Source organism: Rhodococcus cercidiphylli (assembly GCF_033042225.1).
In the GTDB taxonomy this organism is placed as follows: domain Bacteria; phylum Actinomycetota; class Actinomycetes; order Mycobacteriales; family Mycobacteriaceae; genus Rhodococcoides.
Genome location: NZ_JAWLKE010000001.1, coordinates 259,248 through 285,418 on the forward strand (window position 1 = coordinate 259,248; position 26,171 = coordinate 285,418).

Genomic DNA, 26,171 nt, shown 5'->3' on the forward strand with positions numbered 1-26,171 from the left:
GGATCAGCCGGCGCGGTCGGAATTCTTTTCGGGACTGTCGGCCTTCTCGTCGGGACTCTCGGGACGTGGATCGTCGGGGACGATCGGCACGGAGAGTGCGGGGAAGACCGCCGACACCAGGAATGCGACGGGAAAGCTGACCGCCGCGAGGGCCCCGAACACCGGCGGCACGGCCGACGCGAACACGTATTGACTCGTGTTCTGCACGCCGAGGGCGCGTCCGCTCCAATACGGTCCTGATATCTCGGCAACAGCGGTGAAGGCAAGACCGTTCGGGGCAACCGTGGCGACCGACGCGACGACGAGCATGACGATCGCGACGGGGGAGTCGAACCAGTCGGCCACTCCGAGTCCGAGCATGCTGACGGCGGCGGTCACCGCGACCCACCGGAGGGGCCGCATGCGGCTGCCGACCCGATCGGACAACGCGCCGACGCTCATCCGGCCCAGTGCGCCGAGAATCTGCGTCACCGTGACGAGGACGCCCGCCGCCGCTGCCGTCCATCCTCGGTCGGTCATCAGCCATACGAGCGCATACGTCCAGACCACGTACTGCGGCACCACCAACAGGATCGAGGTGGCGTGAATGCGCCACAGCTGCCTGCTGCCCCGGTACGGATTGTCGAGCAGACCCTGCTCCGCGGCATCGATGCGATTGGGACGCGGAGGGTCGACGACCGCCAGACACATCACTGCGGCTGTTGCGCACACGGCCGCGGGTACGAGCAGTGCCGCTCCGACGCCGTGGTCCCGGGCGATGGGTGGGATGGTCAGGGCTGCGATGGCGACGCCCAGAGGGACCGACATCTGTCTGATTCCCATGGCCAATCCACGACGCGGCGGCGGAAACCAGCCCACCACCACACGTCCGCTGGCGCTGTTCGCACTCGCCGCTGCCATCCCGCCGAGCAGGAGCAGGATTGCCAGCAGAGCAACGGACGTGGTGAACACGGCGGCTACAGCGGCGAGCGCCGTCAGGCCGAGCCCGACTGCGAGAACCAGTCTTTCGCCTATCCGATCGACCAACACACCCCAGGCGATCAGGGTGAACATGATGCCGACGGTGGGCATGGCGACGACGAGTCCGGCGGCGGGCAGGCTCAGGCCGCGGTCGTCGTGCAGGGCGGGAATGAGAAACGCTGCGCCGTTGATGAACACCGCGCCTGCGGTCTGCGCGAGCATGCCGAGGGCAAGCATGAACCATCGCCTGAACTCGCCGATGTCGGACAGCTGCGCGGTGGCGTCCATCGATTCTCCATCTCAATATATGGACGTGGCTTCTTGCAATATGGAACCAAAGTTCGACCCTACACCGGCCCGAACCGCGCTGAACGGACGGTGGCGGAGTGCACACCACGCTTGTCGATAGACTTCCGACATGCGTCTCGGTCGAATTGCAAGTCCTGATGGTGTGGCATTCGTGAGTATCGAAGGTGAGGGTGACTCGCAGACTGCGAAGGAAATCGCCGAACATCCTTTCGGCACACCCACGTTCACGGGTCGGTCGTGGCCACTGGCCGACGTGCGACTGCTCGCGCCCATCCTCGCCAGCAAGGTCATCGCCATCGGTAAGAACTACGCCGCGCACGTGGCCGAGATGGGCGGTGAAGCACCGAAGGACCCCGTGATCTTCATCAAGCCGAACACCTCCATCGTCGGCCCCGGTGCGTCCATCGTGTTGCCGCCGTCCTCGAACGAAGTGCACTTCGAAGGAGAACTGGCGATCGTCATCGGCCGTCCGTGCAAGGACGTCCCCGCCGCCAAGGCGTACGAGGTGGTGCTGGGATACACCGTCGCCAACGACGTCTCGGCCCGCGATCACCAGAAGCACGACGGGCAGTGGACGCGCGCCAAGGGACACGACACCTTCTGTCCGCTCGGGCCGTGGATCGAGACCTCGCTCGACCCGACCGATCTCGAGATCAAGACCGAGGTCGACGGCGTGGTCAAACAACGGAGCCGCACTTCGCTTCTGCTGCATGACATTCCGAAGATCATCGAGTGGGTGTCCGCGGTGATGACGCTGCTCCCCGGAGATGTCATCCTCACCGGAACCCCCGAGGGAGTCGGACCCATCACCGACGGAGACAGCGTGTCGATCACCGTCGAGGGAATCGGTACCCTCACCAACCCCGTCGCAGCGAAGAAGTAGGGCGAACATGACCACACCAACAGACGTCCGCGTTCGGTTCTGCCCGTCGCCCACCGGTACCCCGCACGTCGGCCTGGTCCGCACCGCACTGTTCAACTGGGCGTTCGCCAGGCATCACGGCGGCACCTTCGTCTTTCGCATCGAGGACACCGACGCCGCACGCGACTCCGAGGAGTCCTACGCCGCCCTGCTCGACGCGTTGCGCTGGCTCGGCCTCGAATGGGACGAGGGTCCCGAAGTGGGTGGCCCGTACGAGCCCTACCGTCAGTCGTTGCGTCGCGACCAGCACCTCGCCGTCGTGCAGCAGTTGCTCGACGCCGGGGAGGCCTACGAGTCCTTCTCCACGCCGGAGGAAGTGGAAGCCCGACACAAGACAGCCGGACGCGACCCCAAACTCGGCTACGACAACTTCGATCGCGATCTGACGCCGGAGCAGCGACAGGGATTTCTCGACGAGGGGCGCGGCGCCGTCGTGCGACTGCGGATGCCCGATCATGATCTGACATGGAACGACCTCGTGCGCGGGGAGACCACGTTCAAGGCGGGGACGGTGCCGGACTTCGCTTTGACCCGCGGTAACGGAGTTCCGTTGTACACGTTGGTCAATCCGGTCGACGACGCACTGATGAAGATCACCCACGTCCTGCGCGGCGAGGATCTGCTGTCGTCGACGCCTCGTCAGCTCGCTCTCTACGAGGCATTGATCCGGATCGGTGTCGCAGAACGCACCCCCGAGTTCGGGCACCTGCCGTTCGTCATGGGCCAGGGCAACAAGAAGCTGTCCAAGCGTGACCCCGAGTCCAACCTCTTCATCCACCGTGATCGTGGTTTCGTGCCGGAGGGATTGCTGAACTACCTCGCGCTTCTCGGATGGGGTATCTCGGACGATCACGACGTGTTCACGCTCGACGAGATGGTGGCGGCCTTCGAGATCTCGTCCGTCAATTCCAATCCGGCGCGCTTCGATCAGAAGAAAGCCGACGCGATCAACGCCGAGCACATCAGGATGCTGGCAGCGGAGGATTTCGCGGCGCGTTTGCGCGAATACCTCGTCGCACAGGGCCATCTCACCGAGCCGGTCGACGAGAAGGTCTTCGCTGTCGCGGCCGATCTGGTGCAGACCCGCATCGTCGTCCTGTCGGACGCATGGGGACTGTTGAAGTTCCTGTTCGTCGACGAGGCGGACTTCGAGATCGACCCCGCAGCCGCGGCCAAGAACCTCGGTGCCGATGCCGCACCCGTTCTCGACGCCACTGTCGAGGCACTGACGGCGTTGCAGACCTGGACCACGGCCGACCTGGAGGCGACTCTCAAGGACGTGTTGATCGAGAAGCTGGAGCTCAAGCCGCGCAAGGCTTTCGCCCCGATCCGGGTGGGAGTGACCGGGTCGCACATCAGCCCACCGCTGTACGAGTCCATGGAATTGCTCGGACGCGAGAAGACCTTGGCGCGCCTGGCTGCGGCACGCGCCCAGGTGGCGTGAGGGCGCACGGCCGCCGGCGCACCCCGGTCCTCGGGGAGAGCCTCGAATGAGTTTTTCCGATCGACTGGATCGACTCCAGCGCAGGCGGCCGGTTCTCGGATACCCCATTGCGGTGGTGTACAAGTTCGTCGACGATCAGGGTGGCTACCTCGCTGCCCTGATCACCTACTACGCCTTCGTCTCGCTGTTTCCCGCACTGTTGCTGTTCTCGACGGTGCTGGGAATCGTATTGGCCGGTAGTCCGGAACTGCAGCAACAGATCCTGAACTCGGCACTCGGTCAGATCCCGGTGATCGGGGACGAACTGGGCAGGCCCGACCGCATCGGTGGAGGCACCGTGGGTCTGGTGGTGGGTGTCCTGGGCTCCCTGTACGGCGGGCTCGGGGTGGCCGTGGCGCTCCAGAACGCGATGAACACGGCGTGGACGGTGCCGAAGAACCTACGGCCCGATCCCATCCGCGCCCGGGTGCGCGGCTTGGGTCTGCTGAGCACGGTGGGTCTGGCCGTCCTGGCCATCACAGCGCTCAATGTGCTCAGTGCCGCAGGATATTTCGGTCCGGAATCGGGCCTCGTGGTGTTCGTGGTCGGCACGTTCTTCTACGTCGGTGTGTTCGTCGTGGCGTTCAGGCTCGCCACCGCGAGGTCGGTGTCGATCCCACAGGTTCTTCCCGGGGCCGTCGTTGCCGGTCTGATCTGGCAGCTGCTGCAGACCTTCGGCAGTGTGTACGTGAAGTACGTCGTCAGCAACGCGACCGTCACCAACGGTGTGTTCGCTGTCGTTCTGGGACTGCTGGCGTTTCTGTACGTGACGTCGGTGTCCATCGTGATGTGCATCGAGATCAACGTGGTTCGCGTCGATCGGCTCTTCCCGCGCGCGCTGCTGGCCCCGTTCACCGACGACGTCGAACTGACCCAGGGCGACAAGCTCACGTACACCGGGCAGGCAGAAGCGCAACGCAGCAAGCCGTTCGAGGACATCGACGTGACGTTCGTCGACCCGCCGCGAGCTCAGTCCGAATCCAGCTCGGAACCGGCAGCCGAGGCACCGTAGAAGCGGTCGACTCTGGTCTCCATCGGAAACCGGACGGCCGTGTCACCGAACACCAGCCGAGTGGCCGACAACGCCGATCCTGCAATCGCTTCGGCGACACGACCCGACTCGGCGATCGCACAATGCACCACCACTTCGTCGTGCTGAAAGAACACCAACTCGCTGCCGCTTCCGGAATTCCGGTCGCTCCTGCGGGCTCCGCTCCCGGCCAACCGACCACGCAGATCGGCCAACAAACACAACGCCCACTCGGCGGCGGTGGCCCGCACGACGAAATTGCGAGTGAACCGGCCACGCGCATGGGCGTCACCGGTGGACCACCACTGCGCCGAGGGCGGTGGGCAGGCCCGTCCCAGCCAGGAACGAACGACCTCGCCCCGTTCACCGGCGCGGGCGGCCTCCTCCACCAGTGCAACGGCACCGGGGAACTTGGCCCGTAGTCGCGTCAGCAGAGCGCGCGCGTCACCCGAGGTTGCGCCGTACAGCACCCCGAGAACGGCGACCTTGGCGTGGCTGCGATCGCCGTCGAACGATTCTGCGGCCACCGGTGCGTACAGATCCGCGGTGCCTGCCGCGGCGACCATACGGGGATCGCCGGACATCGCCGCGAGGATGCGTGGTTCGAGCTGGCCGGCGTCGGCGGCCACAAAGGTGTGGCCGGGATCGGCGATCACACTGGCGCGCAGGGGTTTCGGGATCTGAAGGCCGCCCCCGCCGCGACTGGCCCACCGACCCGACACGACAGCGCCGGGAACGTAGACAGGCCGGAAACGATCGTCGCGGACCCACGCGTCGAGCCACGCCCACCCGTTCGCGGCATGCAGCTTCGAGAGGTCACGGTGCCGCAGCAGTAGCGGAACCGCCGGGTGGTCGATGTCGCGGATGGTATGCGCGCGAGTCGATGTCAGTTCGATACCGACGCGCGCGAACGCGGCGACCAACTCCACGGGCGAGGCAGGATTGACGCGTCGGCCGAACGCCGAGGAGATTTGATTCTCGAGCTCTACGAGGGCCGGGGGAGGGGATCCATCGAGCGGCCGGGTACCGAGCATCGTCTCGAGATGACGGCGATGCGCCGACGCCGAGAACGGCAACCCGTCGAAGGTCATCTCCGCTGCGGCCAGTCCTCCGGCCGACTCGGCCGCTGCCAGCAGGTGCAGTGCGCGATCGTCACCGACGCCGCGGAGCTGACGCCGATACTCGGCGAGAACCGCCGCCGGATCGGAGTTCGGGTTCGCGTCGAACAGACCCGGCCTCAGGTCGGCGGGAGCCGACGGGACAGTCGCCGAGCCGGCCCGCATCGACAGAATGGCACCGACCAGTGCGAGATCGTGACAGCGGCGTACGCGCACTCCTCGTTCGAGCAGCCGAGGGTAGATCCGGCTCGTGTCTTCCCACACCCACCTCGGCCGTTCGTCGCGCTCGAGCTCGGCTACGGCCGCGATGAGATCCTCGGCCACGGTGGGATCGCTCAGCATCGAGCCGTCGTCGGCGAGGTGGGTCAGCACGGCCTGCTCGCCCTGAGGGACGAGCAGAACCTTCATCGGACTCGGACGGGTCTGCGATCGGTCACGGAGAACAAGTCTGCTCCACTCGTCGGCCGAGGTGTGTAGGGGGCTCTTCCGGTCTCCACTCGACGGTGCCTCGGCCGCCCCCGACGCGTCCACGGCGCGGTTTCGGTGGCTCTGAGCAGCCGATTTGGAGAATGGGTAGTCACCTTTGATAGTCTCTATCCCGGCTCGAAACGCAGTGCACATCGATCGTGATGAGCAATTCGATTCAAGTCCATTGGGGTATGGTGTAATTGGCAACACAGCGGTTTCTGGTACCGCCATTCTAGGTTCGAGTCCTGGTACCCCAGCGAGCAGGTGAAGGCGATTTTGTCGCCGAGGCCGAGGCAGTTAAGCTGGCTCAGCACGTACAAGCTCGAACACAATGCAGGTGAAGTTCCTGGCCCCGTCGTCTAGCGGCCTAGGACGCCGCCCTCTCAAGGCGGTAGCGCGGGTTCGAATCCCGTCGGGGCTACAACTGACAACACCCTCTCGATCCGCGGATCGGGAGGGTGTTGTCGTTTCGGTGCGTGCGTCTCAGACGCTCTTGCGGCGGAACATCTTCTGATGGTCGGCCGGACCGTGGACGTTGTTGACCTTCGGTCCACCGTCCTTGTGTTCGACGGAATTGTGGGACTTGCTGTTCTTCTGTTCCAGAACCTCGCGGAACTTCTTCTTCAGTTCTTCACTGCCGGATTCGGGCATGGGGTGACTCCTCGCAGTCGTCGACCGACCGGGTAGGCCGCTCGAGACGAAGGTACCCCACTCTCGCAGCTCGATCAGCTCGTTTTACTCGGGCCGACGGGGCTGCGGTTTAACTCAGAGTCGCTTGTGCAGAGCGTCCGCGGCGGCAAGAAGATCCGCGGCCCACCGCGCTCCGGGCTTGCGTCCGATTCGATCGATCGGTCCGGATACCGAGATCGCCGCCACCACAGTGTCGTTGCCGTCTCGCACGGGCGCGGCGACGCTCGCGACGCCCGGTTCGCGCTCGCCGGCACTCTGTGCCCATCCGCGCCGCCGAACTTCGAGCAGAACACGCTCGCTGAATTCTGCATCCGGCAGAACTGTTCGTTGGGTCTGCGAATCTGCCCATGCGAGAAGGACTTTGGCACCCGATCCAGCCGTCATCGGCAGACGTGCGCCGACGAGTACGGTGTCTCGAAGTCCGGTCGGCGGCTCCATGGATGCCACGCACACCCGCACTGTCCCTTCGCGCCGATAGATCTGCACACTCTCACCGGTGATTTCGCGCAGGCGTGGGAGGACCGAGGCGGCAGCGTCGAGCAGGGTGTCCGATGCGCTCGCCGCAAGCTCTCCCAATCCCGGGCCGGTCCGCCACAGGCCGTCGGCATCCCGTACGAGAAGGCGGTGGGTCTCCAGTCCTACCGCGAGGCGGTGGGCCGTTGCCCGGGGCAGGCTCGTTCGAGCGCACAGGTCGTTGAGATTGCAGGGCGTCTCCGCCACCGCGTGCAGCACCGTCATCGCCTTGTCGAGGACACCGATACCGCTCGATTTGTCGACGAGGCCATTGGGGCTATGCTGTCTCATAGAACGATATTAGCCTCCCGAATGCTGAGATTGCACAACTACGAGATCTTCAGTGCGTGCCGGGGGCATGATGTCGAGACGATCACGCGAGGTGGACCAGCCCGTTCATCGGCGCGACGACGACAGGGAAGACGAGGTCCGCGACAGCGATGTCCGAAACACCGAAGACTTTGGCGGAGAAGGTATGGGACCAGCACGTGGTGGTCCGAGGCGGCGGAGAAGGCGGAGCGCGTGAGCCGGATCTGATCTACATCGATCTCCATCTGGTGCACGAGGTCACCAGCCCGCAGGCGTTCGACGGCCTTCGGCTGGCCGGCCGCGGACTCCGACGTCCGGATCTGACGATCGCGACCGAGGACCACAACGTCCCGACGGCCGACATCTTCGCGCCCATCGCAGATCTGGTCTCGCGCACACAGGTCGACACTCTTCGCCGCAACTGCGAGGAATTCGGTGTTCGGCTCTACCCGATGGGCGATCTCGATCAGGGCATCGTGCACATCATCGGGCCGCAGTTGGGTCTGACCCAGCCCGGCATGACCGTGGTGTGCGGAGACAGCCACACCTCGACGCACGGTGCCTTCGGCTCGATCGCAATGGGCATCGGTACCAGCGAGGTCGAGCACGTCATGGCGACGCAGACTCTGTCGCTGCGTCCTTTCAAGACGATGGCGATCAACGTCGACGGTGAGCTCGCCCCCGGTGTGACGAGCAAGGACCTGATCCTTGCCGTCATCGCACAGATCGGCACCGGCGGTGGCCAGGGCTACGTCCTCGAGTACCGCGGTGAGGCCATTCGCAAGCTGTCGATGGAAGCGCGAATGACCATCTGCAACATGTCGATCGAGGCCGGTGCACGGGCAGGCATGATCGCACCCGACGAGATCACGTACGAGTACCTGAAGGGACGCCCGCACGCTCCTCGAGGAGCCGACTGGGACGCGGCGGTGGCGGCGTGGGACGAACTGGCGACCGATCCGGATGCAGTGTTCGACAACGAGGTCCACATCGATGCCAGCACGTTGACGCCGTTCGTCACCTGGGGAACGAATCCGGGTCAGGGTGCGCCACTGGGCGATACGGTGCCCGATCCGGAGGCGATGGTCGACGAGAGCGAGCGGGCGGCAGCCCAGAAGGCTTTGCAGTACATGGGCCTGGAAGCGGGTACACCCATCCGCGAGATCGCTGTCGACACCGTGTTCGTGGGCTCGTGCACCAACGGTCGAATCGAGGATCTGCGGGCCGTCGCGTCCGTTCTCGAAGGGCATCGGGTTGCCGACGGAGTGCGAATGCTGGTGGTACCCGGGTCCATGCGGGTGCGAGCGCAGGCGGAGGAGGAAGGCCTGGGTGAGATCTTCACGGCCGCAGGAGCGGAGTGGCGTCAGGCCGGTTGCTCGATGTGCCTGGGAATGAATCCGGATCAGCTGGCGGCGGGCGAGCGATCGGCGTCGACGTCCAACCGGAATTTCGAGGGTAGGCAGGGCAAGGGCGGTCGCACTCATCTCGTGTCGCCTCTGGTTGCCGCCGCTACCGCAATCCGCGGAACCCTGTCCTCTCCGGCGGATCTCGCGTAACGCGCGTCCTCGCTCGGATCGATCGAACGCATAGGAGCACATTCGATGGAAGCTTTCACTCGACACACCGGTATCGGAGTTCCGCTACGGCGGTCCAACGTCGACACCGACCAGATAATCCCCGCGGTCTACCTCAAGCGCGTCACGCGCACCGGATTCGAGGACGGGTTGTTCGCGGCGTGGCGCTCGGACCCGAACTTCATCTTGAATCTCGAGCCCTACAACCGAGGTTCGGTGCTCGTTGCCGGGCCCGATTTCGGTACGGGATCATCACGCGAACATGCCGTCTGGGCACTCTCGGACTTCGGATTTCGGGTTGTGATCGCCTCTCGCTTCGCCGACATCTTTCGCGGAAACTCGGGCAAAGCCGGACTGTTGGCCGCCGAAGTCGATCAGTCGGACGTCGAATTGCTGTGGAAAGCCTTAGAAGAACAGCCCGGTCTGGAATTAATTGTCGACCTCGTCGACAAGACCGTAACGGCTGGAACGTTGGTGGTGCGCTTCGCGATTGACGACTACACGCGGTGGCGTCTGCTGGAGGGTCTCGACGACATCGGATTGACGTTACGCCAGGTAGAGGCCATTACGGAGTACGAAAAGTCAAGGCCTTCATACAAACCCCTGACCCTCCCGGCGCGGATCGAGACACCCTCCGAAAGCTGACCTGGCACCGGTCCGACACGCTTTGGGGCCGTGAACCATTCCGCGACACCGGAATGAAAATTGGCGTGGCGCATAGACTCTTGACGACTTGGGGTTTACCGTTGTAGTAGTCGGTCCGACGATGGACCACCATATAGCGGAGGAAATCCATGAACAAGGCAGAGCTGATTGACGCCCTGACCGAGAAGTTGGGGTCTGATAGGCGGAGCGCCACAGAGGCTGTCGAGAACATCGTCGACACCATCGTGCGCGCGGTCCACCGCGGCGAGAGTGTCACGATCACGGGCTTCGGCGTGTTCGAGCAGCGTCGTCGCGCAGCGCGTGTCGCCCGCAACCCCCGCACCGGTGAGACCGTTCGCGTGAAGCCGACCAACGTTCCGGCATTCCGTCCGGGCGCGCAGTTCAAGGCCGTCATCGCCGGTGGACAGAAGTTGCCCGCAACCGGACCTGCCGTCAAGCGCGGTTCGGCTGCAGCTCCGGCCAAGAAGACTGCGGCAGCGAAGAAGACGGCCGCCAAGAAGGCAGCGGTGAAGACGACCGCCCGCAAGGCCACCACCGCGGCAGCCAAGAAGGCAGCTCCGGCAAAGACCGCCGCCAAGAAGGCAGCTCCCGCAAAGACGGCCGCCAAGAAGGCAGCTCCCGCGAAGACCACCGCGCGCAAGACCACGACGGCTGCTGCCAAGAAGGCTCCGGCCAAGACGACCGCACGCAAGGCCGCAACCACGACGACTCCTGCCAAGAAGGCTCCGGCCAAGACAGCGGCCAAGAAGACCGTCGCCAAGAAGGCCCCGGCCAAGAAGGCTCCGGCCAAGAAGGCACCCGCGAAGCGCGCAGCGAAGAAGTAGAGCCTGCAGGTTTTCACTCGTGAGGCGCAGCCGCTGAAGCGGCAGCGTGAGTGAGACAGACTGTGGACGGCAGAAGGCCCCCGACTCCGAAGATCGAGTCGGGGGCCTTCTGTTTGTCGTTTGGCCGCTCAGCCGTCGGCGGCGAGGGTGGGCAACGGACTGGCGATGTGATCGGCCGAGATGAGCCTGCCGTCGCGGCGTGAGAGCACCCATACGCTGCCCTTGCGATTTCTGTTGGCCGGCAACGTGATTCCGTCCTTCTCGGCCCACCAACGCATCAAGTCCGGGATCACTTTTCCCTGGCTGCAGACAACGGGGGTGCCGGGCAGTTCGGCGATGTCGCGAGCGCGATGGCGGCCCTTGCGCGGGTCGTCGGCATACCCTTCCTCGGACAAGAGGTGCTCGGGAGTGATGTCCACCCCCAACGATTCCGCGAACGGAGCAACGGTCTGCACACATCGAGCACGGTCGGCTGCGTATACGGCATCGCCGCCGAAGGCCCGAAGCAACGACACCAAGGATTCGGCCTGTCGGCGTCCGATCCTGTCGAGTGGACGGTCGACGTCGTTACCCTTGAACCGTGAGCGCGACCCGGCACTGCCGTGCCGAACCAACAGCACTGTGGAGGTGTCTGCAGGCTTGGCCACGAACCGGCGAAGGATCTTGTGGTCCATGGGATAAGAGAGTTCGCGGCCGACGTCCTCGGGCGCTACCCAGCGCAGTTCGTCCACCTCGACGTTGGGGACGAACTCGCCCCCGGTGACCTCCGCTGCCCAGTACAGAACTTTCTTGACCCGACGGTGCCCCGGAATCGGGTACGTGACGTAGGACAGAGACCGTCCGAGTCTCGAGTCGAATCCGGTCTCCTCCTTGACCTCTCGGACTGCTGCGTCGACAGCTGTTTCACCGGGATCGAGCTTTCCCTTGGGGAACGACCAGTCGTCGTATTTCGGCCTGTGCACCAAGGCGACCTCGACGCCCGAGCCGCCGCTCGGTGAGCGTCGCCACAGGATCGAGCCCGCCGCGAAGATGTTGGCGCGGGGGGAGCCGTCGGAAGTGCCCATCAGGAGCCCTGATTCCTCCGACTGCGCATCAGGTCCACCTGATGCTCACGAACTTTCTCACCCCGAGCCGGTGACGCGACCCAGCCGCCGTCAGGTCCCAGCTCCCAGCATCGAGTGGTGGGGTCGAGTGCAGAATCGAAGATGTCGCTCAGCTGGTTCGCCAATCGAGGATCCTTGACCTGAGCCATCACCTCGACTCGGCGATCGAGGTTGCGGTGCATCATGTCTGCGCTGCCGATCCAGAATTCGTCCGCACCCTGGAAGTGCAGAACACGCGAGTGTTCGAGGAATCGGCCGAGGATGGAACGCACTTCGATGTTCTCCGACAGACCGGGAACGCCTGGCTTGAGTGCACAGATTCCGCGCACCACCACCTTCACCGGCACTCCTGCCATCGATGCTCGGTAGAGCGCGTCGATGACCTGCTCGTCCACCAAGGCGTTGGCCTTGAGGCGAATTCCGGCGCTGCGGCCCTCCTTGAGGTGCTCGACCTCCGCCTCGATGCGCTCGACGATGCCGCGCCGAACTCCGTACGGTGCGACGAGAAGGTTGCGGTACTTGGACTTTCGCGAGTATCCGGTCAGCGAGTTGAACAGATCGGTGAGGTCGGCCCCGATTTCGGGCGACGACGTCAGCAGGCCCACGTCCTCGTAGATTCGTGCTGTCTTGGGGTTGTAGTTGCCGGTACCGATGTGGCAGTACCGGCGAATGACGGATCCCTCTCGGCGCACCACGAGGCACGTCTTGCAGTGCGTCTTGAGCCCGACGAGGCCGTACACCACGTGTACGCCCGCCTTTTCGAGCTTGCGTGCCCACTCGATGTTCGCCTGTTCGTCGAAACGCGCCTTGATCTCGACCAGCGCAACCACCTGCTTGCCCGCGCCTGCGGCATCGACGAGCGCGTTGACGATCGGGGAATCTCCGGAGGTCCGATAGAGCGTCTGCTTGATGGCGAGCACCTGCGGGTCGGCCGCGGCCTGCTCGATGAAGCGTTGAACGCTGGTGGAGAAGGAATCGTACGGATGATGGACCAGGACATCGCCGTCGCGCAGGGTGGAGAAGACACTCTTGGGGGTCTCGCGCTCACCGAACGCCGGGTGGGTGGCCGGAACGAAGGGTGCGTCCTTGAGGTTGGGGCGGTCGACGCTGTAGACCTGCCACAGGCACGACAGGTCGAGCAGACCGGGAACCTGAATGACGTCGCCTGGATCGACATCGAGTTCGCGAAGCAACAATTCGAGCATGTGCTCGGTCATGTCGTCGGCGATCTCGAGGCGGACCGGAGAGCCGAAACGCCTACGGGCGAGCTCTCGCTCCAGTGCCTGGAGGAGATCCTCGTCGCGGTCTTCCTCGACCTCGAAATCGGCGTTGCGCGTGATCCGGAACGCGTGAGACTCGACGACCTCCATGCCGGGGAAGAGCACGTCCAGATGAGCCGAGATCAACTCCTCCATCGACAGGAAGGCGTCGATGCGGTGGTTTCCCTCGCCGCGCTTGACCCGCACGAAGCGATCGACGTTGTCGGGCACCTTCACGCGGGCGAAGTGCTCACCGGTGGTGGAGTAATCCTTCACTGTCACAGCGAGATTCAGGCTCAGTCCGCTGATGTACGGGAAGGGGTGGGCCGGGTCGACGGCCAGCGGTGTGAGTACCGGGAAGACCTGCTCGGTGAAGTACTCCGACAGCCGGGAGCGCTCGTCGCTGTCCAGGTCGGACCACCGGATGATCGCGATGCCCTCGGCGGTGAGCTCGGGCAGAATCGAATCCAGCAGCACTCGCGCATGCTTGAGCGCGAGCTCCTGGGTGCGTTGACCGATCACCGCGAGTTGCTCGCGTGGGGTCATGCCGTCGGCGGAGCGGACCGACAGTCCGGTTTCGTCACGGCGCTTGAGGCCCGCAACCCGAACCATGTAGAACTCGTCGAGATTCGACGCGTAGATCGCGAGGAACTTCGCCCGTTCGAGCAAGGGGAGCGACGAGTCCTCCGCGAGCGCGAGAACGCGCGAGTTGAAATCGAGCCAGCTCAATTCCCGGTTGAGATAGCGATTTTCGGGGAGCACGGTGGCAGCGTCGACGGATTCCGGTGTGGCGGCCGGAAGCGCGGAGGGAATACTCGGCATCGTCGCCGCGATCGGAGCGCTCCATGCCGGGTCCGAACCGGTGGCCTTTCCGGTATCGATCGGAGGATCCTGGTTCGCTGACTGCGCGTCGTCTTTGCTCACCGCACGATCATCCCCCATACCGGGCGTCGGTGAAACTCCGATGGCAGAACTCGAGTCTCCGTTCACTCGACTCCCACGGCGGTACGCGCCGTCAGGCAGTCGTCGCCGATGCTTCGTCACTCCACCCGAGCGAGTGTAGGACGGCCGCCGTCGCCGGTCCGACTCCCAGACGGTGCGCTCCGCGGACGTCGTCGGCGGTGTCCACGTCCAGTCGAAGACCCGGCCAGGTGCCGTCGAGTTCCAGTGCGCCCGAGACGGTGTGGCGACGCGCGGAGTCCCGTCCGAACAGTGGTGCCAACTCGTCGGGGGAGTCCTTGAGGATCAGGGCGGCGGTCCCCGTGCCGTGATGGTCGATCACGAGCGATCTGCCTCCCCGGCGGGCACTGGCGTAGGCCTGCGCGAGTTCTGCCGAACGCATCGCAGGCAGGTCTGCTTGCAACGCGATGATGTCGACGCGGCGCGCGACGGCCTCGCCCCCACGGACGTCCCCACGGTCGTCCACACCGACTTCACAGTGACGCAGTACGTGCGCTGCGGCCGCGAACGCGTGGTTCAGGCGTTGGTCCGGTTGCAGCGCAGGATCGCGGACCGGTTCGTCGAACACCAGTGCACCGATCCTTCGGGCCGTCTCTGCGACGAGAGGATCGGGGGTGACCACCGTGACCGAATCGACCACCGAGACGGCGTCGGCGGCCGCAACGGTGTCGCTGAGCATCGCGAGCACCAATCGAGTCCGATCGGGTGCCGAGAACTCCGCCGCCAAGCGCGACTTCGCTGCGGTGAGATCCTTCACCGCGATGAGAACCCTGACGACACGGTCGCCGTCGTCGTCTCGTGATGCACCCATGGTGCTCGATCCTGCCAGCGTCACCGATCTGTGCCGACTCCGACCGCCCGAGCAGGTCTGCGAGTTAGGGTGATGCGCGCGTGTACAGGGCATCGGCGAAGTAGGCGAGGGGTTGGCGGAATGAGCAGAGCAGCGGTATTGGGGTCAGGTTCGTGGGGGACCGCATTCGCCAAGGTGTTGGCCGATGCCGGAACGGACGTCACCATGTGGGCCCGCCGCGAGGAACTCGCTGCATCCATCACCGACGACCACGAGAACAAGGACTACCTTCCGGGAATCGAGCTACCGTCGTCCATCCGCGCGACGAGTGATCCGGTGCGTGCCCTCGACGGAGCCGACATCGTGGTTCTCGCCGTGCCATCGCAGAGTCTGCGGGCCAATCTGGGGGCGTGGACCGACTCGATCCCGCCGCAGGCAACGCTGCTCTCCCTGGCGAAGGGAATCGAGACCGGAACGCTCATGCGGATGAGTCAGGTGATCTCTCAGGTCACCGGTGCCGATACCAGCCGGGTGGCGTGCCTGTCCGGGCCGAATCTTGCGCGCCCGATCGCCGAGGGGCAGCCCGCAGCCACCGTCATCGCCTGCTCCGACTCCCAGCGAGCCCTCGAGATTCAGAAGTCCTGCGCGACCGGATATTTCAGGCCTTACACCAACAGTGACGTCATCGGTGCCGAGATCGGTGGTGCCTGCAAGAACGTCATCGCCCTCGCCTGCGGGATGGCCGCAGGCGTCGGATACGGCGAGAACACCCTCGCGTCGATCATGACCAGGGGTCTGGCCGAGATCATCCGACTCGGAGTGGCGCTCGGTGCCAAGCCGTCGACGCTGTCGGGCCTGGCCGGCGTGGGCGACCTGGTCGCCACCTGCTCGTCGCCTCTCTCGCGCAATCGCACGTTCGGAGAGCGACTGGGTTCGGGTGGCTCCCTCGAGAGTGCGCAGGAGGCAGCGCACGGGCAGGTGGCCGAGGGCGTCAAATCCTGCACCTCGGTGCGAGCGCTCGCCGAGAGTTACGACGTCGAGATGCCACTGACCGACGCGGTGCATCGGGTGTGTCACGGCGGCATGTCCGTTCCGGATGCGGTCGGGCACCTGCTGGGACGTCGTATCAAGCCCGAGTGAGGCAGTGATCGCGGTCTCGCGACGAACAGGGCGAATCCGCGTTCGATGAGCCGCGACGGTACGGTTTCTCATCGTGAGTACTCCCCGCATCAAAGTTGCCGTCGTCTTCGGTGGCCGCAGCAGCGAGCATGCCGTGTCCTGTGTATCGGCAGGTAGCGTGCTGCAGAACCTCGATCCGGCCAAGTACGAGGTTGTCCCGGTGGGGATCACCGCGGACGGTGCCTGGGTACTCGGCTCCTCCGACATCGATGCGCTGGCGATTCACGACAGGGTGCTGCCGACCGTCGACAAGACGGGAGCCGCGCTTGCTCTCAGTACCGACCCCGGCCACGCCGGTGCTCTGCTCGCGCTCGGCGAGGGGGAAGGCGGGACGGTGCTTGCATCCGTCGACGTCGTGTTCCCCGTTCTGCACGGACCGTACGGCGAGGACGGCACGCTGCAGGGTCTGCTCGAACTGGCAGGCGTTCCGTACGTCGGGCCGGGCGTGCTGGCCAGCGCTGCGGGCATGGACAAGGAATTCACCAAGAAGCTGCTCGGTGCCGAAGGACTGCCGATCGGTCGCCAGGTCGTACTCCGACGCGCGGTCGACGACCTGACGGCTGCCGAGCGTGACCGAATCGGCCTGCCCGCATTCGTCAAACCGGCCCGAGGTGGATCGTCCATCGGAATCTCGCGCATCACCGCGTGGGACCAACTACCCACCGCGATCGCCATCGCACGCGAACACGACCCCAAGGTGATCGTCGAGGGCATGATCCACGGCCGCGAGGTCGAGTGCGGGGTGCTGGAATTTCCCGACGGCACCGTGCGCGCGAGCGCCGTCGCCGAGATCCGAATTCCCGACGCGGACATCGACGATCATGCTTTCTACGACTTCGACACCAAGTACCTCGACGATGTCAGTGAGTTCGACATCCCGGCGGCACTCGACGACGCCACGAGCGACCGCATACGTGAACTCGCCGTCGCGGCCTTCCGAGCGTTGGACTGCCAAGGCCTGGCGCGGGTGGATTTCTTCGTCACCGAGAACGGTCCGGTCATCAACGAGATCAACACGATGCCCGGGTTCACGTCGATCTCGATGTACCCCAAGATGTGGGCGGAATCGGGCGTCGACTACCCGACGCTCATCGCGACTCTGATCGACACCGCCCTCGCCCGCGGCACCGGTTTGCGCTAGAGCCGTTGCGGCCCAGCGCTACTGCAACGGAGCCGGGTCGAGAGGTTGCTGGGGCAGCGCATCCGACACGGCCGAGGACGCGTCCTGCAACGGGGTGGGGCCCGAGTCTCCTGGAATCGTCAGGGCAACATAGACGCCGCGATCGACGACGAACCATGTGCTGGCATCGATCCCGTCGTCTTCCCCGGACACCTCGAACCACTGAACGCCGTTGATCACCTGCAGAGGTGCGGCCACATCGAACCCGATGGGCCGGGGCAGGCCGCACCGCAACACGACCGGCTCGGCGTTCTCCACGTCCGAGGCCCACGCACGGACTCCGACCGGGGCCGGGTCGGCCAACTCGGCTCCGGTGTAGTCGCCGAGGTTCTCGGGCAAGGCGTCGAGCAGGGACGTGCACTGCGCGCTCGCGGCATCGGGGGAGTCGACCGGGCCCAGTGCGACCGGATCGCGGACGGGTGAGCGGTTGACCGCGATGGCGGCAACCAGAACCCCGACGACCAGCGCGACCGGCAACGCGATCGCGGTGGCGATGACTGCGGGATGGCGCTGCTCGCGCGTGCTCTCGGTCTCGGCCGGGCTGTCTTCGGTGCCGGCGTCGTTGCCGGTGTCGGGTGAATTCACGAGCTATCCGACGGACGTCGTCGACTGCGGGGCCACGGGGCAGGTGAGGGTGCGAGTGATGGCATCGACCTTCTGGATGCGCGAGACGATCTCGGCGATCTCGGCGTCGGAGGCACCGTCGGCGCGCGCGATCACGTCGTAGGGCCCGACGACGGCCTCCGCCGACACGACACCGTCGACGGCCTCGATCTGCTGTGCGACGGCCGTCGCACGGCCCACCTCGGTCTGAACGAGAACGAATGCTTGCACCATCGGTGGTCCCTTTCCCCTGCCGGACTTCTCGACTGTAGGTTGGTTCGACTACGTTCTCTTCGCACGTAACCTGCTGCATCGGTACTGTCCCGACCGCCGCTAAAAGGTACCGCAGGCTCGGCGCGCGCTCCGCGTGAGACCGTCGCGCACGCACCGCGTTCTCAGGGAGGAACATCATCGACGACACCGTCACCGACTCGTCCACCGGCAGCGAGCGCACCGTCGCGCAGGTCGGTGAATTCGACGTGATCGCCCGCGCAATCGCAGACCGTGTGCAGCCACCGTCGACCATCGTCGGGCCGGGTGACGACGCAGCCGTCGTCGCCGCGTCCGACGGCCGGATCGCGGCGTCCACCGATATGTTGGTGCACGGCAGGCACTTTCGGCTCGACTGGTCGAGTCCGATACAGATCGGCCGCAAGTCGATCGCGCAGAACGGCGCGGACATCGCCGCAATGGGCGCGCAGTGCTCGGGTTTTCTCGTCTCGCTCGGGTGCCCGGCCGACACGCCGGTGAGCGTGACCGACGGCCTCAACGAGGGCATGTGGCTCGAGGCGGTCGCTGCTGGATCGGCCATCGTCGGCGGCGATGTGGTGCAGTCGCCGGAGCTGGTGATCTCGATCACCGCGCTCGGCGACCTTCAGGGCCGGGCCCCGGTTCTTCGATCGGGGGCGCGAGCCGGTGACGTGATCGCGTACGCGGGACGGCTCGGCTGGTCGGCGGCCGGACTCGCCCTCCTGCTCGGCAACAGGGACAGAACCGGCCACGACGCCGTGTTGGACGCGCACCGAGTGCCCGTCCCTCCGTATCGCGCCGGGATCGACGCGGCAGAGGCGGGTGCGACCTCGCTCACCGACGTCTCCGACGGCTTGTTGGCCGATCTCGGCCACATCGCCGACGCGTCGGGCGTTCTGCTGGACGTCGATTCCGACCTGCTGGACATCCCGGTCGAAGTGCGTTCGGCTGCAACACTGATGGGGCACGATCCGCTGGACTGGGTGCTCACCGGAGGCGAGGATCACGCTCTCGTCGGCACCTTCCCCGATACCGCAGGCGTTCCCCGGGGATGGACGGTGATCGGACGTGTCCAGCACGGCGGTGACGAACAGGGCCCGCGAGTGACGGTCGGCGGACGCCCCCATTCGGGTAGATCGGGATGGTCGAGTTTCGAGGGCGAGTGAACGCGGTCGGGTCCATCGGGTCGGCTAAGTTGCAGAGATGGCTATCTACGCACTCGGTGATCGCGAACCCGACATCCACCCAGACGCCTACGTCCATCCCGACGCCGTCGTCATCGGAGCGGTGACTCTGGCGGCCGGATCGTCGGTGTGGCCCACTGCCGTTCTGCGGGCCGATTACGGCACCATTTCGATCGGCGAGGGCACCAACGTGCAGGACGGGACCGTGGTGCATTGCACCCCGATCGACGCAACGGTCATCGGTTCCGGGTGCGTACTGGGCCACAACGCGCACGTCGAGGGTGCGACCATCGGGAACAACTGCCTCATCGCCTCGGGCTCGGTGGTACTGAACGGCTCGAAGATCGGTGCCGGCTCGATCGTGGGAGCAGGCGCAGTGGTGCCGTTCAAGTTCGTCGTTCCCGAACGCTCCATGGCACTGGGGGTTCCGGCAAAAATCCGCGAGGGGTACCAGGTTCCCGAAGGGCATGTCGACATCAACGTGCAGATGTACTCGGCCAATGCCGCGTACTACCGCGACGCGCTGCGGCGGATCGATCGGTGACGCCGCGTCCGCTCGCCGAGAGCGTCGAATCGGGGTGGGCGGCTGCCCTCGCGCCGGTCGAGTCGAATGTTGCTGCCATGGGCGACTTCCTACGGGCAGAACTCGCCGCAGGACGTCATTACCTCCCCGCCGGCGAGAACGTACTGCGCGCTTTTCGCCACCCCTTCGATGGAGTTCGCGTTCTCATCGTCGGTCAGGATCCGTATCCGACGCCGGGACACGCAGTGGGGCTGAGCTTTTCCGTTGCCCCGGATGTGCGACCAGTACCGCGCAGTCTGAGCAACATCTTCAAGGAGTACTCGGACGATCTGGGGTTGCCCACGCCCAGCAACGGTGATCTGACACCCTGGGCGGACCGCGGGGTGATGTTGCTCAACAGGGTGCTCACCGTAGAGCCGGGTCAGGCTGCGTCGCACCGGAAGAAGGGGTGGGAAGCGGTGACCGAGCAAGCAATTCGTGCACTCGTCGCCCGGGCCGAGAATCCCGACGCGCCCGGACTGGTCGCCGTTCTGTGGGGACGCGACGCGGCTGGCCTGAAGCCGATGCTCGGATCGGTGTCCTACATCGAATCCGCGCACCCGTCTCCGCTGTCCGCGTCACGCGGATTCTTCGGATCCAAGCCTTTCAGCCGTGTCAACGAATTGTTGGTCGAGGGGGGAGACGAACCGATCGACTGGACGCTGCCGTGATCGAATCAGGAGAAGTCGGGCCGACGCTTCTCGACGAACGCGTCGACGCCTTCACGTCCGGCAGGTGACGACGCGGCTGCGGAGATCGAGGAGGCTTCGGCGTCCAACTGCTGTGTCAGCGTGACCGATTCGGCGGCCCGCAGCAGAGTCTTGATTCCCTGGTACGCCGATGTCGGCCCGACGGCAAGGGTTCGCGCCAGGCGCTCGGCCTCGCTGTCGACGATGTCGTCGCCCACCAGTCGGCTGAGAATCCCGAGACGAACAGCCTCCTCGCCGTTGATGATCGAGTCGTTCAGGAGAATGTCCATCGCGCGGCCCGAACCGACTATTCGGGGGAGTGTCCACGACATGCCACCGTCCGGAGTGAAACCGATCGAGGGATACGCGGGGCGAAGCTTGGTCGACGGCCCGCCGATGGCGATGTCGGTGAGGCAGACCAGGCTCATTCCTGCACCGGCAGCCCAACCGTGCACACCGGCCACGACCGGGACGGTGACGGCGGCCAATTCACGAACGAAGGCGTGAAACGTGTCGGCGACAGAACCCACGAAGGCACCGCGATCGGCCGCACCGGCGAAATCGCGAACATTGCCACCTGCGCAGAAATTCGGCCCTCGACCGATGAGCAGGACGCTTCCGATCGCGGTGCTGCCGTCGTTGGCGGAGCGCAGAGCCGCGGTGCCGTCGGCGATACCATCCAGATCGAGCGACGCACCGCCGGCGTCGGTGGCGACGACGATGCGAAGTACACCGTCCTCGATGCGGACCTTGCTGGAAATGTCGGCGTCCGAATAAGTCACGTTCCGGACTCTAACCGACGTCGTGATTCCGTCGTGGGGCCGCGGTGCCTCGGTACGGATGCACGATCCCGCTTCCGGCACTTACCGGCTGTATAGCAGAACGGAACGGAACGGTCCGGATGCACGAACGACTGTGCCCCGCCTCCGAAAATCGGAGGCGGGGCACAGTGCTCGCACGCAGTCGAGGCCGTGGAGGAAATCGAAGAGCGAGGCCGAAATCAGCCCCGGACCACCTTGCCTGCCTTCAAGCAGGAGGTGCACACGTTCATGCGCTTGGAGTTACCAGGCGCAACCTGAGCGTGAACGGTCTGGATATTCGGGTTCCAACGACGGTTGGTCCGTCGGTGCGAGTGCGAGACCGACTTACCGAAGCCGGGCCCCTTGGCGCATACGTCGCAGACGGCAGCCATAGTCGCGAACTCCTTGATAGATGTTGATCGATACATGTGGTCGAAGACATCGAAACGAACTACGAGCAGATGCAAGGATTGCAATGCGTGAAGATCGCCTCGAGGCAACCCTGCAAGAATAGCGGCGCGGCCCGCAATCACCAAACCGCCACGGCAGACGCTGCGTGAGGGCTCACGGACGGCGCGCCACCGATCATGCCCGACTAAGCTTCGGGCACTGTCCGCGAGGGAGTTCGGACCAGGTAGCGGATGTGACGCGGGGGGAGGCTGCTCGACGTGGTCGACGTTCTCGAATCGATCGATGCGGCGGCCCTCCGACGGTGGGCCTACCGCTGTGTCGATTCTCTGACCGCGCGGTGCGACGAGATCGATGCACTCAACGTCTTCCCCATTCCAGACTCGGACACCGGCACCAATCTCATGTTCACCTTCCGTGCCGCGGTGGAGTCGATGCGCGCAGCCGGGCCCACTGCGGACGCCCGCGCCATCGGGCGGGCACTGGCCGTGGGGGCGGTCGCGGGCGCGCGGGGCAACTCGGGAGTGATCGTGTCGCAGTTGTTGCGCGCTGTTGCCGAGGCCTCAGCGGACGGCCCGCTCGACACGGTGTCGATCCAGGCGATGTTGCGACGCGCGAAAGTCCTGGTCGCAGCGGCAGTGAGCGTTCCCGTCGAGGGCACGATGCTCACCGTTCTGGACGCCGCCGATCGGGAGGCCTCCGCCCACGAAGCCAACGTCGGCCTCTCGACGCTGGTGGTCGACATCGCCGAGGCCACCGCTCGGGCTGTCGACAGCACGACCGATCAACTCGCCGAACTCCGCGAGGCGGGAGTGGTGGACGCAGGCGCTCTCGGTCTCTCGGTGATCATGGATGCCCTCGTGGAGGTGGTGATCGGCCGCACCCCGCCGCGCCGGCGTTACCGTCGCCCACACGAGCACGAACGCCGGGCGGTGAGCGGTTCGTCGAACGTTTCGTCGGAGTGCGGCGGTGCACCCGAGAGTGTGTCGGGGCACGGGTCGAGTCGCCCTCTCGGGTACGAGGTGGTCTACGTCGTGCACGGCCCGAACGACGCGAGGGCGGCGGAACTTCGACGGGATCTGGCCGACATCGGAGATTCCGCCGTGGTCGCCGGTGACGGTTCCGGGGCATGGTCCGCGCATGTGCACACCACCGACCCCGGCAGTGCCGTCGATCTCGGCATCGCAGCCGGAGACGTTCGCGGAGTGCGCATCTCGTGTTTCGGATTCGCCGAGTTCGACGGGGCGGTGAGCCCCCGAGCGCACGACGGAGCAGCGTTGTCGGTGGGTCGCGATATTTTGGCGCTGGTGGCCGGTGAGGGTGCCGCGGATCTCTACGTTCAGGAAGGCGCGACGGTGGTGCGGTGCGACGAGGCGATCGACTCCTCGGTGCTGCATCGTGCGATCGTCGGGATGAAGCACCGCGAGGTGTTGGTGTTGCCGAACGGCGCGTTGTCCGCGCAGGAACTGGTTGCCGTCGGCGCAGCTGCCCGAGCGGACGGCAAAGACGTGGTGATGTTGCCGTGCTCGGCCATGGTGCAGGGTTTGGCCGCGCTCGCGGTGCACGATGCAGCCAGGGCTGCGGTCGACGATGCATTCACGATGTCCGAGGCGGCGGCGGGCACGAGATGGGGATCTCTGCGTATCGCGCGGGAGCGATCGCTGACGTGGGTCGGCACGTGTGAGCCGGGCGACTGCATCGGGCTCGCGGGGCAGGAAGTGGTGATCGTCGCCGCCCGTCCGCTCGATGCGGGGTGTCGGTTGATCGATCAGCTCCTGGCGACGGGCGGGGAGATGGTGACAGTGCTCGTCGGTGCCGAGGCGTCGGAGGATTTCGGCGATCAGTTGGCCGAGTACGTGGCGGGCGCACACCCCGGAGTCGACGTGGTGGTCTATACAGGTGGGCAGCCGGGGGATCTCGTGCAATTCGGAGTGGAATAGGGAATCTCGGACAATGGCAACGTTGGTGGACCGGCTCGATCACGTTCTCGGAGCCGCGGCGGCGACGCCGCTGGCCGACGTCTTCGGTATTCACACTGTCGAGGATCTGCTTCGGCACTATCCGCACCGCTACATGACGCACGGTTCGGAGCTGGGGGAGAAGGAGCCGCCCGAGGGCGAGCACATCACCATCGTCGCGACGGTCGAGTCCGCGACTCTGCGGTCGATGAAGAACCGCAACGGCCAGTTCCTCGCGGTGACACTCGCCGCCGACGGACAGCGCATCGAAGCCACCTTCTTCAGTCCGCACAAGCTCAAGCATGTGGTGGTGCCGGGTCGACGCGGGATGTTCTCCGGCAAGGTCAAGTACTTCGGCAAGCGGTGGAATCTCACGCACCCCAGCTACGTGATTCTCGGTGGCGACGACAACGACGGTGCCGTCGTGCCCGCAGGTCGAATCGTCGGCGGCGGCACCCTGGCCGGACTCGCTCGTGGCTCGGTCGATTCCTCCGGAGCGGTCGACATGTCGGTGTTCGATCGAGCATTCGTGCCCATCTACCCGGCCGCGAAGGACGTCGAGAGCTGGACGTTCATGCGCTGCGTGCGGCAGGTACTCGACCAACTCGACGCAGTGGTCGATCCGCTGCCCGAGTCGGTACGTGCGCAGCGCGGTCTCGTCGACATCGACACCGCACTGCGGTCGATCCATTTCCCGGACACCGCACAGGACAAGGACTCCGCGCGCGAGCGGCTCAAGTTCGACGAGGCGCTCGCCGTTCAACTCGTTCTCGCCGACCGCCGACGCGACGCATCCACCCGGGTGGCAGCGCGATGCCCACCGATCACCGACGGTATCGCGGCGGAGTTCGATCGGCGTCTGCCGTTCGAGTTGACGGCCGGTCAGCACCAGGTCGCGGCCGAGATCGCCCACGATCTGTCGGCACCGCACCCGATGTCGCGGCTGCTGCAGGGTGAGGTCGGCTCGGGTAAGACGATCGTCGCGTTGCGGGCGATGCTGCAGGTCATCGACGCCGGACACCAGTGCGCGTTGCTGGCACCGACGGAGGTTCTCGCCTCCCAACATGCGCGCTCGATTCGCTCGATGCTCGGAAGCCTCGCAGCCGGTGGGGAACTCGGATCGCACGAGCTGGCGACCAAGGTCGCCTTGTTGACCGGCTCGATGTCCACTGCGGCCAAGCGGTCCGCGTTGCTCGATGCGGTCACCGGTGATGCAGGCATCGTGATCGGTACCCACGCCCTGATCGAGGACCGAGTGGAGTTCCTCGATCTCGCGATGGTCGTCGTCGACGAGCAGCACAGGTTCGGCGTCGAGCAACGAGATGCGTTGCGCGCGAAGGCTCGCGACAACACCAGTCCGCACTTGCTGGTGATGACCGCCACCCCCATCCCGCGCACCATCGCGATGTCGACCCTCGGCGACCTCGAGACGTCGGTGCTCACCGAACTGCCCCGCGGCAGATCGCCCATCGTCAGCAACGTGGTGCCCGCCAGGAGCAAACCGGGCTGGGTCGATCGAGCGTGGCAGCGTATTCGCGAGGAAGTGGCAGCAGGTCGGCAGGCGTACGTGGTGTGCTCCCGCATCGGCGACGACGAGGACACCGAGACCGGGAAGAAGAGCGCTGCGAAGAAGAAGAGCGCGAGCGCGGATGACGGCCCCGAGACGACTGCAGCGGTGGACCTGTACGAGACCCTCTCCACCGGACCGATGCACGATCTGCGCGTGGGGCTGCTGCACGGACGATTGTCGGGGGACGACAAGGACATCACCATGTCCGAGTTCAACTCCGGCGAGATCGACGTCCTGGTCTGCACCACGGTGGTCGAAGTGGGAGTGGACGTTCCCAATGCCACGGTCATGGTCATCATGGACGCGGACCGATTCGGCGTGAGCCAACTGCATCAGTTGCGAGGCCGAATCGGCCGAGGCGGGCACCAGGGCCTGTGCATCATGATCAGCTATCTCAGCCCCGCGGGCGGCTCCTTCGCCCGGCTCGAGGCGGTGGCAGCGACCAACGACGGCTTCGAGTTGGCCAAGCTGGATCTGGCCACTCGTCGCGAGGGCGACGTTCTCGGTGCCGCACAGTCGGGCACGGTCAGCGGGTTGCGACTGCTCTCGTTCATCGACGACGAGGACATCATCGCCGACGCGCAGGACTGCGCACGATCGCTGTTCGCGCGGGACCCGTCGCTGGCGAACGATCCCGGCATCGCGTCGATGATGCGGTCGGCCTGGAGATCGGATCGAGTCGACTACCTGCAGAAGTCCTGACGGGGCAGGAGTGGAGCCCGCAGCAACGACCAGGGAAGGCAGGAGTGGAGCCTGCAGGAACGATCAGGAACGGCCGTCGGGATGCACTGCACCGTTTCAGTCGGCCGAT

At 65.5% G+C, this 26,171-nt stretch carries 24 protein-coding genes and 2 tRNA genes; 15 read left to right on the forward strand and 11 right to left on the reverse strand.

Going from position 1 to position 26,171, the window contains the following annotated elements; translation table 11 throughout:
- Positions 1 to 3 precede the first annotated feature (3 nt).
- A complete protein-coding gene (locus R3P95_RS01245) occupies positions 4 to 1,248 on the reverse strand; it encodes an MFS transporter (RefSeq protein ID WP_317547163.1) in 1,245 nt (414 codons plus the stop codon).
- A 130-nt stretch (positions 1,249 to 1,378) separates the two neighbouring features.
- On the opposite strand from R3P95_RS01245, the gene R3P95_RS01250 reads away from it, so the two are divergent.
- Genes R3P95_RS01250 through R3P95_RS01260 form a run of 3 tightly spaced genes read left to right on the forward strand, consistent with a single transcriptional unit; the run spans position 1,379 to position 4,686 of the window.
- Positions 1,379 to 2,152, forward strand: coding sequence for a fumarylacetoacetate hydrolase family protein (locus tag R3P95_RS01250; RefSeq protein WP_094642252.1), 774 nt, complete (start codon positions 1,379 to 1,381; stop codon positions 2,150 to 2,152).
- 7 nt (positions 2,153 to 2,159) lie between these two features.
- The gene (gltX, locus tag R3P95_RS01255; RefSeq protein WP_317547165.1) at positions 2,160 to 3,635 is read left to right on the forward strand and encodes a glutamate--tRNA ligase; all 1,476 of its coding nucleotides are present in this window, start codon (positions 2,160 to 2,162) and stop codon (positions 3,633 to 3,635) included.
- 46 nt (positions 3,636 to 3,681) lie between these two features.
- The gene (locus R3P95_RS01260) at positions 3,682 to 4,686 is read left to right on the forward strand and encodes a YihY/virulence factor BrkB family protein (protein ID WP_188078580.1); all 1,005 of its coding nucleotides are present in this window, start codon (positions 3,682 to 3,684) and stop codon (positions 4,684 to 4,686) included.
- Here the strand turns inward: R3P95_RS01260 and R3P95_RS01265 are convergent.
- The gene (locus R3P95_RS01265) at positions 4,644 to 6,230 is read right to left on the reverse strand and encodes a bifunctional 3'-5' exonuclease/DNA polymerase (RefSeq protein ID WP_317547166.1); all 1,587 of its coding nucleotides are present in this window, start codon (positions 6,228 to 6,230) and stop codon (positions 4,644 to 4,646) included. The genes R3P95_RS01260 and R3P95_RS01265 overlap by 43 nt on opposite strands.
- A 245-nt stretch (positions 6,231 to 6,475) precedes the next feature.
- Here R3P95_RS01265 and R3P95_RS01270 point away from each other — a divergent pair.
- A tRNA-Gln gene (locus tag R3P95_RS01270) sits at positions 6,476 to 6,547 on the forward strand.
- 91 nt (positions 6,548 to 6,638) lie between these two features.
- Positions 6,639 to 6,711, forward strand: a tRNA-Glu gene (locus tag R3P95_RS01275).
- 62 nt (positions 6,712 to 6,773) lie between these two features.
- Here R3P95_RS01275 and R3P95_RS01280 read toward each other — a convergent pair.
- Entirely contained in the window at positions 6,774 to 6,941 is a 168-nt protein-coding gene (locus R3P95_RS01280; RefSeq protein WP_176460484.1) for a DUF5302 domain-containing protein, read from the reverse strand.
- 114 nt (positions 6,942 to 7,055) lie between these two features.
- Entirely contained in the window at positions 7,056 to 7,784 is a 729-nt protein-coding gene (locus tag R3P95_RS01285) for an IclR family transcriptional regulator (RefSeq protein ID WP_094688811.1), read from the reverse strand.
- A gap of 149 nt (positions 7,785 to 7,933) precedes the next feature.
- Here R3P95_RS01285 and leuC point away from each other — a divergent pair, with 149 nt between their 5' ends.
- The 3 genes from leuC (at position 7,934) to R3P95_RS01300 (ending at position 10,866) form a co-directional block, all read left to right on the forward strand.
- Positions 7,934 to 9,358: a 3-isopropylmalate dehydratase large subunit gene (gene leuC, locus R3P95_RS01290; RefSeq protein WP_149405541.1), complete on the forward strand. Its 1,425-nt coding sequence runs from the start codon at positions 7,934 to 7,936 to the stop codon at positions 9,356 to 9,358.
- A 45-nt stretch (positions 9,359 to 9,403) separates the two neighbouring features.
- Entirely contained in the window at positions 9,404 to 10,021 is a 618-nt protein-coding gene (gene leuD / locus R3P95_RS01295) for a 3-isopropylmalate dehydratase small subunit (RefSeq protein WP_269593600.1), read from the forward strand.
- 149 nt (positions 10,022 to 10,170) lie between these two features.
- Positions 10,171 to 10,866: an HU family DNA-binding protein gene (locus tag R3P95_RS01300; RefSeq protein ID WP_149405543.1), complete on the forward strand. Its 696-nt coding sequence runs from the start codon at positions 10,171 to 10,173 to the stop codon at positions 10,864 to 10,866.
- Between the two features lie 128 nt (positions 10,867 to 10,994).
- On the opposite strand, the gene R3P95_RS01305 is transcribed toward R3P95_RS01300, so the two are convergent.
- The 3 genes from R3P95_RS01305 to cofC all read right to left on the reverse strand — a co-directional run bounded on the left by R3P95_RS01305 (position 10,995) and on the right by cofC (position 15,017).
- The gene (locus tag R3P95_RS01305) at positions 10,995 to 11,930 is read right to left on the reverse strand and encodes an NUDIX hydrolase (RefSeq protein WP_149405544.1); all 936 of its coding nucleotides are present in this window, start codon (positions 11,928 to 11,930) and stop codon (positions 10,995 to 10,997) included.
- Positions 11,930 to 14,050 carry an RNA degradosome polyphosphate kinase gene (locus R3P95_RS01310; protein ID WP_255183299.1) on the reverse strand — a complete coding sequence of 707 codons (2,121 nt, stop codon included), beginning with the start codon at positions 14,048 to 14,050 and terminating at the stop codon, positions 11,930 to 11,932. The genes R3P95_RS01305 and R3P95_RS01310 overlap by 1 nt, the downstream gene beginning before the upstream one ends.
- Before the next feature lie 193 nt (positions 14,051 to 14,243).
- On the reverse strand, positions 14,244 to 15,017 hold the full coding sequence (gene cofC, locus R3P95_RS01315; RefSeq protein WP_394855377.1) for a 2-phospho-L-lactate guanylyltransferase: 774 nt from the start codon (positions 15,015 to 15,017) through the stop codon (positions 14,244 to 14,246).
- Between the two features lie 102 nt (positions 15,018 to 15,119).
- Here cofC and R3P95_RS01320 point away from each other — a divergent pair, with 102 nt between their 5' ends.
- Together R3P95_RS01320 and R3P95_RS01325 are read left to right on the forward strand one after the other, a co-directional pair.
- Positions 15,120 to 16,118 (forward strand): NAD(P)H-dependent glycerol-3-phosphate dehydrogenase, encoded by a 999-nt coding sequence (locus tag R3P95_RS01320; RefSeq protein ID WP_317547169.1) that lies wholly within the window; start codon positions 15,120 to 15,122, stop codon positions 16,116 to 16,118.
- 73 nt (positions 16,119 to 16,191) lie between these two features.
- On the forward strand, positions 16,192 to 17,298 hold the full coding sequence (locus tag R3P95_RS01325; protein WP_269593603.1) for a D-alanine--D-alanine ligase family protein: 1,107 nt from the start codon (positions 16,192 to 16,194) through the stop codon (positions 17,296 to 17,298).
- An 18-nt stretch (positions 17,299 to 17,316) separates the two neighbouring features.
- Here R3P95_RS01325 and R3P95_RS01330 read toward each other — a convergent pair whose 3' ends face one another.
- Together R3P95_RS01330 and R3P95_RS01335 are read right to left on the reverse strand one after the other, a co-directional pair.
- A complete protein-coding gene (locus tag R3P95_RS01330) occupies positions 17,317 to 17,922 on the reverse strand; it encodes a DUF3515 domain-containing protein (protein WP_068049543.1) in 606 nt (201 codons plus the stop codon).
- Positions 17,923 to 17,925: 3 nt separating this feature from the next.
- The gene (locus tag R3P95_RS01335) at positions 17,926 to 18,174 is read right to left on the reverse strand and encodes an Lrp/AsnC ligand binding domain-containing protein (RefSeq protein ID WP_037189711.1); all 249 of its coding nucleotides are present in this window, start codon (positions 18,172 to 18,174) and stop codon (positions 17,926 to 17,928) included.
- A gap of 176 nt (positions 18,175 to 18,350) precedes the next feature.
- On the opposite strand from R3P95_RS01335, the gene R3P95_RS01340 reads away from it, so the two are divergent.
- From R3P95_RS01340 to R3P95_RS01350, 3 genes are read left to right on the forward strand one after another with little or no spacing between them, the layout of a single operon-like run.
- On the forward strand, positions 18,351 to 19,355 hold the full coding sequence (locus tag R3P95_RS01340; RefSeq protein WP_317547318.1) for a thiamine-phosphate kinase: 1,005 nt from the start codon (positions 18,351 to 18,353) through the stop codon (positions 19,353 to 19,355).
- A 37-nt stretch (positions 19,356 to 19,392) separates the two neighbouring features.
- Entirely contained in the window at positions 19,393 to 19,917 is a 525-nt protein-coding gene (locus R3P95_RS01345; RefSeq protein WP_094669801.1) for a gamma carbonic anhydrase family protein, read from the forward strand.
- Positions 19,914 to 20,606, forward strand: a complete 693-nt coding sequence (locus R3P95_RS01350; protein ID WP_317547170.1) for a uracil-DNA glycosylase — start codon at positions 19,914 to 19,916, stop codon at positions 20,604 to 20,606. The genes R3P95_RS01345 and R3P95_RS01350 overlap by 4 nt, the downstream gene beginning before the upstream one ends.
- Before the next feature lie 5 nt (positions 20,607 to 20,611).
- Here R3P95_RS01350 and R3P95_RS01355 read toward each other — a convergent pair whose 3' ends face one another.
- On the reverse strand, positions 20,612 to 21,406 hold the full coding sequence (locus tag R3P95_RS01355; RefSeq protein ID WP_149405548.1) for an enoyl-CoA hydratase/isomerase family protein: 795 nt from the start codon (positions 21,404 to 21,406) through the stop codon (positions 20,612 to 20,614).
- 218 nt (positions 21,407 to 21,624) lie between these two features.
- On the reverse strand, positions 21,625 to 21,816 hold the full coding sequence (rpmB, locus tag R3P95_RS01360; protein WP_008717389.1) for a 50S ribosomal protein L28: 192 nt from the start codon (positions 21,814 to 21,816) through the stop codon (positions 21,625 to 21,627).
- 276 nt (positions 21,817 to 22,092) lie between these two features.
- Between rpmB and R3P95_RS01365 the strand changes: the two genes are divergently transcribed.
- On the forward strand, positions 22,093 to 23,772 hold the full coding sequence (locus tag R3P95_RS01365) for a DAK2 domain-containing protein (RefSeq protein WP_317547171.1): 1,680 nt from the start codon (positions 22,093 to 22,095) through the stop codon (positions 23,770 to 23,772).
- 13 nt (positions 23,773 to 23,785) lie between these two features.
- On the forward strand, positions 23,786 to 26,062 hold the full coding sequence (recG, locus tag R3P95_RS01370) for an ATP-dependent DNA helicase RecG (protein ID WP_317547172.1): 2,277 nt from the start codon (positions 23,786 to 23,788) through the stop codon (positions 26,060 to 26,062).
- Positions 26,063 to 26,171 lie beyond the last annotated feature (109 nt).